General features: G+C 41.1%; 7 protein-coding genes. 2 read left to right on the forward strand and 5 right to left on the reverse strand.

Going from position 1 to position 7,464, the window contains the following annotated elements; genetic code table 11:
* Nucleotides 1–531: 531 nt before the first annotated feature.
* From ACJMMI_RS05210 to murD, 5 genes are read right to left on the reverse strand one after another with little or no spacing between them, the layout of a single operon-like run.
* The gene (locus tag ACJMMI_RS05210; protein ID WP_405354137.1) at nucleotides 532–1,797 is read right to left on the reverse strand and encodes an aminotransferase class I/II-fold pyridoxal phosphate-dependent enzyme; all 1,266 of its coding nucleotides are present in this window, start codon (nucleotides 1,795–1,797) and stop codon (nucleotides 532–534) included.
* Between the two features lie 6 nt (nucleotides 1,798–1,803).
* Nucleotides 1,804–2,580 carry a GNAT family N-acetyltransferase gene (locus ACJMMI_RS05215; RefSeq protein WP_405354138.1) on the reverse strand — a complete coding sequence of 259 codons (777 nt, stop codon included), beginning with the start codon at nucleotides 2,578–2,580 and terminating at the stop codon, nucleotides 1,804–1,806.
* 18 nt (nucleotides 2,581–2,598) lie between these two features.
* Complete coding sequence (locus tag ACJMMI_RS05220) at nucleotides 2,599–3,630, reverse strand: M42 family metallopeptidase (RefSeq protein ID WP_405354140.1); 1,032 nt, start codon at nucleotides 3,628–3,630, stop codon at nucleotides 2,599–2,601.
* Entirely contained in the window at nucleotides 3,623–4,645 is a 1,023-nt protein-coding gene (locus tag ACJMMI_RS05225; RefSeq protein WP_405354142.1) for a M20/M25/M40 family metallo-hydrolase, read from the reverse strand. Before ACJMMI_RS05225 ends, ACJMMI_RS05220 begins: the two co-directional genes overlap by 8 nt.
* Nucleotides 4,646–4,651: 6 nt before the next feature.
* Nucleotides 4,652–6,043 carry a UDP-N-acetylmuramoyl-L-alanine--D-glutamate ligase gene (gene murD, locus ACJMMI_RS05230; protein ID WP_405354144.1) on the reverse strand — a complete coding sequence of 464 codons (1,392 nt, stop codon included), beginning with the start codon at nucleotides 6,041–6,043 and terminating at the stop codon, nucleotides 4,652–4,654.
* Between the two features lie 234 nt (nucleotides 6,044–6,277).
* On the opposite strand from murD, the gene ACJMMI_RS05235 reads away from it, so the two are divergent.
* Together ACJMMI_RS05235 and ACJMMI_RS05240 are read left to right on the forward strand one after the other, a co-directional pair.
* On the forward strand, nucleotides 6,278–7,036 hold the full coding sequence (locus ACJMMI_RS05235; RefSeq protein ID WP_405354145.1) for an SDR family NAD(P)-dependent oxidoreductase: 759 nt from the start codon (nucleotides 6,278–6,280) through the stop codon (nucleotides 7,034–7,036).
* Nucleotides 7,037–7,150: 114 nt separating this feature from the next.
* The coding region (locus ACJMMI_RS05240) for a GntR family transcriptional regulator (protein WP_405354147.1) at nucleotides 7,151–7,464 on the forward strand (314 nt) is incomplete at its 3' end.

The following is a 7,464-nucleotide window of genomic DNA, read 5'->3' on the forward strand; positions in this document are numbered from 1 at the left end:
ATAATTAACATAAAATTTAGGTCGAGCCTTTTTAAAGGCTCGTGGGTTTGGGCAACGCCCAAGAAAAGTTGTTTTTATATCTCTCTATCGTGCACAAACAGCGTTGCTGTTTGTGTGTTGAGGCAAAGTTTGATAAAACAGGCGACAGCCTTTAAAAAGAAATAATTCATTTATAAAGGATAATGGCTTTTTATGATGCTATCGCAATTATAAGGCTTTCGCCGTTTCGCTCAAGCCGCCAAACAGCTGTTTGGCTATCGAAGCTTTGCGTAAGAAAAAAGTATTTGTGGGCTTTGCCCACACCCACAACCTTTGAAAAAGGTTGACCAAATTTTTATGTCCGAGTAGAAATCATATGCAAATCTCAAATCTTTTAACTCCCGACCGTTATTAAGTCATTGTCGGGAACAAGAAAATTATTATTTTACAAACTATCTTCTCGTAATAAAAACCATAATTCACCCGATTTTTGATAAAGAACCTTAAAAGAAAAACTGCCCATATATAATGAGCAGTTTGGTAAATTGTATTTTAGTTTTCTTCGCTTTTCTTTAATATTTTATCCGCTGCGAGCATTACGCCGAGTTTGCCTGAGCAGAAGTTAAGGCCGCCTTGCATCCAAACTGCATATGGTTCTCTTAACGGTGCATCTGCGGAAAGCTCTATAGATGAGCCGAGTGTAAATGCACCCGCCGCCATAATTACCTGACTTTCATAACCCGGCATATCTGACGGTTCAGGCTTTACAAAGCTGTCAACCGCTGAGCCACTCTGGATTCCCTCACAGAAGCTGCAAAGCTTTTCTTCGTTGCCAAGCATAATAAGCTGAATAATATCTCCCCTGTTTTCGTAATATTTAGGGGTGGTGTCATATCCTAAAATCTCAAAAAGAGCCGAGGCAAACACTGCTGTTTTCAAAGCCTCACAGGACACAAACGGAGCGTGATATGCACCCATAAAAAGCTCACGATTGTTGCCGAGTGTAGCACCGATTTCTTTACCTGTACCCGGAGTTGTAAGTCGGTATGCACACATCTCTACAAGCTCTCTTTTGCCTGCAATATAACCGCCTGTAGGAGCAATTCCACCGCCTGCATTTTTAATAAGCGAGCCTGCCATAATATCAACGCCGACAGACATCGGAGTAACCTTTTCCACGAATTCGCCGTAGCAGTTGTCAAGCATAATAATCGACTTAGGCGAAGCTTTCTTTGAAATATCGCAAAGCTTTTTAATTTCACGATATGTAAGCGACGGTCTTATGCTGTAGCCTCTGGAACGCTGAATATACACCATTTTCGGCTTTTCTTCTCTGATTCTTTGCTCAACAGCTTCATAATCGACTGTACCGTCTTCCTTTAAATCAACCATTTCAAAGTTGATGCCGAAGTCCTTTAATGAACCCGGATAATTGCCCTCAAGACCGATTGCGGAACGAATTGTATCGTAAGGCATACCGGTTACGGAAAGCATAGTATCATTCGGTCTGAGAATACCGAAAAGTGCGACTGTAAGGGTGTGAGTACCGCTTGCAAAGTTGTGTCGCACAAGTGCGTCCTCAGCGTCAAAAGCATAGGCATATACTCTGTCAAGGGCATCTCTGCCAAAATCGTCATAGCCGTAGCCTGTTGAACCTGAAAAATGACTTTCCCTTACTCCTGCCTCCTGAAAGGCTTTTATCATCTTCTGCTGATTGTATTCCTGAATATCGTTGATTTCGTCAAGCTTGCTTTTGCAAAGTTCCATAGCCTTTTGCGAAGCCTCAATTATTCTGTTATCTATATCAAAAAAACTCAAAATTTATCATCCTTTAAAATGGTATTCGCACCAGCTGTCACAGCGGTTGAATTTTAAATTATCGTAAAATGCCTTGTTGGCTTTCTCTGCCCTGTGAACATACACGCTTCTGCCCTCTTTTACAAGAATATTTGTAAGGTGATTTACTATGTATGTACCGTAGCCCTTATTGCGAAACTGCGGCAAACACGCTACAGCACCGATTACCGCACCGTTGGTGCTTTCGGCAACAGTCATTGCAACCGCCGCAAGACTGCCGTTATCGTATAGTCCCAAAAGCCGCATTGTTCCGTGCCTTAGTTTATGGTTTATATCCACATAAAAATCTTCAAATTTTGGCGGTGTAAAATATCTGTCCGCAGATTTTACAATAAGCTCATATGCCTCTTTAATCTGCGGTGTAGAAATTTCAAGGCTTACTTCCTCTTTTATTTCTTCCTTACGCACAAGTATTGGACCTTGCGACTTTTCATATCCAAACAAATCAAGGCTGTATTTATCACTGCAAATCACCGATGAAGCACCCGCAACACGCATAAATGATGATACCTCGTCAAGGTCGGTATCATCTGTTAAGAACAAAATAAAATCTGTACCGTTGCGTGCGATTGCCCCCGTTGCTTTTTTGCTTTCATCATCAAATACAGTCCAATAATCTACAAACGGAAGCTGTGGACCGTAGCTTGTGCAAAATGAAATTATGCGGCAAGCAAAGGGATTGAGAGAATCAAGGCTTTCTATTGTGCTGATAAAATTTTCACTATTATCGGCAGTCAATATCATTTGTCATAATCCTTTCGTTTAATATTCTCCGCCTGCAATTTTATTTGCAAGAGCTGTGGCAATTTTTAATATATCATCGCAGTCGCTCACATTTGCAACCGTAACACTGCTGTGCAGGTATCTGCAAGGAAGTGAGATTGCTAGAGTTCTCACTCCGCCTCTGCTCTGGTGAATCACACCCGAATCATTTCCGCCTGCAACCGCTCTTTTGTACTGAGCCTTTGCACCGGTTTCCTTTGCACATTCAAATGCCATTTCTGCCATTTTCTTATCATATATTGTGCGTCTGTCCATTACGGAAATAACCGCACCCTCGCCGAGATTGCACACCTGCCTTGTGTCCTCAACACCGGCAATATCCGCTGCTGTTGTTGTTTCCAACACTATGGCAAAATCAGGGTCAACACTGTAGGCGGCAACCTTTGCACCACGAAGTCCTACTTCCTCCTGCACAGCGAAAACAAAGTGCATATCATATTCAAGGTCGCTTTTGATAAGCTCAATAAGAGCAAGACAACCAAAACGGTCATCAATCGCCTTTGACTTAATTGTGTAACCGTTATTTTCGTAAATGGAATTAAAATTAACACTGTCGCCGTAGTTTACCACGCTGAGTGCGTCCTCTTTGCTTACTGTACCAATGTCAATGTACATTTCGCCGTACTTTGGCACAGCAGTTCTTTCGTCAGACTTACTCAGATGAATAGGCTTTACGCCGATTACGCCGTTTGCCTTGCTTTTGCCGACAGTTACGGTTTTGCCGAGTACAACTCTCCTGTCAAGACCGCCAACCTCGTCAAATTTAAGGTATCCATCAGATGTAATATCAGTTACCATAAAGCCGACTTCGTCCATATGAGCCGAAAGCATAAGCTTTGACTTTGCAGTCTTTCTGCCCTTTTTAAACACAATGATATTTCCGAGGTTGTCGGTTTTTATATCGGTTGCAAAAGGCTTTATCTCATCTATAATAATCTCTCTGATACTGCCCTCATCGCCTGAAATACCGTCAGCGGTGCAGAGCTTTTCAAGTAATTTTAAATCAGCCATTAAAAGCACCTCCGCTAATAATATATTCAGCAAGCAGAGCCGCTGTATTCTCAACATCTGAAATATCAATCACTTCAATAGGTGTGTGCATATATCTTTGCGGAATTGACACAACAGCAGATGAAATACCACTTTTTGTAACGGAAATATGGTCTGCATTTGTACCTGTTGTGCCTGAAATCGGCTCATACTGGAACGGAATATTTTTTTCCTTTGCAACAGCAATCAGCTTATTGCTCATCTCTTTGCTTAAAATCGGTGAAATGCAAATCATAGGGCCTTTTGCAAGCTCAATGCCTGCATACTGACCGCTTACATCGGGCTGAGAGGCAAAGCTTACATCTACCGCAATCGCCTCGTCAGCGTCAATCTGATAAGCACCGGTTTTTGCACCTGTTCCGTAGGTTTCCTCCTGCACGCTCAAGAGGATAACAACCTTATACGAAAGCTCCTTTTTGCTCAACAGTTCAGCACATTTTATAAGTGATGCAATACCACATCTGTCGTCAAGAGCAGGAGCGGTAATTCTGTTGTTCATAAGTTCTCTCGGCTCTCCGTAAAAGGTGAGAACATCGCCGATTTTAATTTTTTCGGCTACTTTTTCATAAGGCAGACCAAAGTCAATCCATACCTTGTCAATCGGTGCAGCCTTGTCCTCGCCGCCGTCTGAAAGATGTGGCGGCATACAGCAGACAACGCCCTTTATCGGCTTATTTGAACAGGATACAAGCACAGCGTCAGACAATACACGCACATCAATTCCACCGCATGAAGCAACCTTTACAAAGCCGTTTTCATTGATAGAAGTTACCATAAAGCCGATTCTGTCAAGGTGAGCGTCAAGAAGAATAGTTTTTTCAGCCTCAGGATTGCCCATTGTGGCAATTACATTTCCGTTTTTATCTATAGTGGTATCGGCATATGTGGAAAGCTTTTCTGCACAGAATTTTGCGATAGGCTCTTCACTGCCCGATACACCGCCGATACGGCATAAATCAAATAATAATTCTTTCATAGCATATTATTTCAAAGCGTTTACAATAGCCTTGAAATGGTTACCTCTTTCTTCAAAATTCTTGTACAAACCAAAGCTTGCACTTGCCGGCGAAAGCGAAACTATGTCGCCCTTTTCGGCGTGGTTTACGGCAGCCTCAACTGCCTCCTCCATATTGGTAACATTGATAATTGTAATTTCGTTTTCGTTGTAGTTATCAGCCTCAACAACTGCCTTTTCAATTTTTTGGGCAGTGTCGCCGAGCAGGATAAGCACCTTTACCTTGTTGTTGATAACAGGGCCAAGCGGCTCATAAGGAATATGCTTGTCATAACCGCCTGCAATGATGATGATTTTTTCATCATAAAGAGAAAGTGTACCGAGTGCTGTTCTTGTTGGACTTGATGCGATTGAATCATTGTAGTATTTTACACCGTTGTATTCTCTGACAAACTCTGCTCTGTGCTCAACACCGCCAAAGGTTTTGGCAACAGCCTTGATAGTTTCCACATCAACCATACCCCATACGGCAGAAATTGCTGCAAGGTAATTTTCCACATTATGCATACCCGGAATTTTAATGTCCTTGATGTCCATAATCTTTGTAATCTTGCCGTAGTCACTGTAGCAAACAGTTGTGCCGTCAAGAAAAGCACCGTTGTTAAGGCTTTCTTTCACGCTAAATTTTGCAAGCTGACCACGAACGCTGTCTGAGAATGAATCGGCAATCTCGTTGTCAAGGTTGAGTACAGCCTTTGAAAAGGCATTTTGATGAAGTACGATGTTTTTCTTTGAGTCAACATACTCCTGCATATCCTTATGTATATCAAGGTGATTTGGTGCAAGGTTTGTTACAACTGCAATGTCAGGGCTTTTTCTCATTGAAATAAGCTGAAAGCTTGAAAGCTCAACCACAGCCACATCGTCCTCGTTGATGCTTTCAATTTCAGGAAGCAAAGGCTTGCCGATGTTGCCGCCGAGTCTTACATTCACACCGCTTGCCTTTAAAAGCTCAGAAATAATAGTAGTGGTTGTAGTCTTGCCGTCTGAGCCTGTAACAGCAATAATTTTGCATGGGCACAGGTCAAAGAAAACCTCCATTTCAGAGGTAAGCACAACACCCTTTTCTCTTAAAGCAACAAGCTCGGGTCTGTAAAACGGTGTGCCCGGACTGCGGAAAATAATGTCGCCGTCAAGCTTTGAGAGGTAATCTTCTCCCAAAACAAGCTCTGCACCGTATTCCTTAGCCTTTATGGCATTTTCACCGAGTGACTCAAAATCTTTTTTATCGTATGCAGAAACTACTGCACCTTTATCTGAAAAAAGCTTTATAAGCGGCAGGTTACTTGTACCTATGCCGATAAAGCCGACTTTTTTACCCTTAATACCTTCAAAAAATTTCTCTGCTAATCTGTTCATAAAACTATCCCCTTTTTATAAAGTAAGATTACATACATATTTAATTATACCCTGTTATAATAGAAAATTCAACCATAAACGGCATATTGAAATATAAAATTTTACAAAGTGTTTTAGCAATTATTTGTTATTTAATTGTCATAAAAGGACTTGAATTAGCTAAACAAATATGTTACAATAATTTTGTATTTATATGCAAAAATATACCAATACAACAAGCAAAAGGAGGCTTATATGTATAATTTTAAAGATAAAACTGTTGTAATTACAGGAGGCAATTCCGGAGTAGGTGCGGCTGCAGCTATGCTCTTTGCCCAAAACGGAGCTAATGTTGTAATCAGTGCACGCCGTCAGACCGCACTTGAAGAAGTTGCAAATAAAATTAAATCAGAGGGCGGAAGTGTGCTTACTGTTCCTACAGATATTTCAAAGGACGAGGATTGCAAAAATCTGATGAAATCTGCTGTTGACACATTTGGCAGTATTGATGTTCTTGTAAATAATGCGGGCGTTCTTGACACAGGTCTTGCTCCTATTGATAAATTTGACGATGTTGAAATTCAAAAGTTGATTTCAATCAATCAGGTTGGCACAATGCAATGTATTCGTGCGGCTCTTGAATATATGAAAGAGGGTTCGTCCATTGTTAATGTTGCCTCAGTTGCAGGTGTAAACGGCGGTGGCGGTGCTGCTTATGTTTCTACTAAATCTGCAATTATCGGCATTACAAAGCACACCGCTTTACTTCTTGCTGACAAGTATATTCGCTGTAACGCAATCTGTCCGGGCACAATCGTTACACCTATGACAATGAATATGAAACCTGAAAACCTTGATATGAGAATATTCGGTGCAATGAGTAAGCATGCTGATTTAAAGATTAAGCCTTGTATGGCTCAAGATGTGGCAAATATTATAGAATTTCTCGCATCTGATAATTCAAAGGCACTCACAGGTCAGATTTTAGTAAGTGATTTTGGTGCGTCACTCTGATAATTCTGAAAAATAGTTTTAGATTTGCAGGAGCAGGCTTTAAGGCTTACTCCTGTTTTCTTTTTACATATTGCTTAAAGCTTAAGTAAATGCTAAAATATCTATGGTGATAATATGCTCTATGACTTTATAATTATTGATAAAACCTCATCTACTCCGCTTTATATGCAGATTTACGCATCTATAAGGCGGTCGGTTGAAAACGGAAGTCTTGTAAAGAACACAAAGCTTCCGTCTGTCAGGCAGCTTTCAAGCGGTCTTGAGGTGTCTAAAACCACAATTTCAGCCGCATACGAACAGCTGTGCGTTGAGGGTTATATAAAGAATAAACCACAAAGCGGATACTATGTTGAGGCTCAGTTTGAAAATGCTCCTAAGAAAAGCGAAAGTCCCCATAGCTCTGCTGTTGCACAAATAAAACGCTATGA

The sequence above is a fragment of the Ruminococcus sp. genome (assembly GCF_045129435.1).
Taxonomy (GTDB): domain Bacteria; phylum Bacillota; class Clostridia; order Oscillospirales; family Acutalibacteraceae; genus Ruminococcoides.

Excerpts from the sequence above, each read along its gene's own strand:
- ACJMMI_RS05225 (WP_405354142.1), bottom strand. The coding sequence starts at position 4,645 with ATGAAAGAATTATTATTTGATTTATGCCGTATCGGCGGTGTATCGGGC.
- murD (WP_405354144.1), bottom strand. The coding sequence starts at position 6,043 with ATGAACAGATTAGCAGAGAAATTTTTTGAAGGTATTAAGGGTAAAAAA.
- ACJMMI_RS05215 (WP_405354138.1), bottom strand. The coding sequence starts at position 2,580 with ATGATATTGACTGCCGATAATAGTGAAAATTTTATCAGCACAATAGAA.
- ACJMMI_RS05220 (WP_405354140.1), bottom strand. The coding sequence starts at position 3,630 with ATGGCTGATTTAAAATTACTTGAAAAGCTCTGCACCGCTGACGGTATT.
- ACJMMI_RS05235 (WP_405354145.1), top strand. The coding sequence starts at position 6,278 with ATGTATAATTTTAAAGATAAAACTGTTGTAATTACAGGAGGCAATTCC.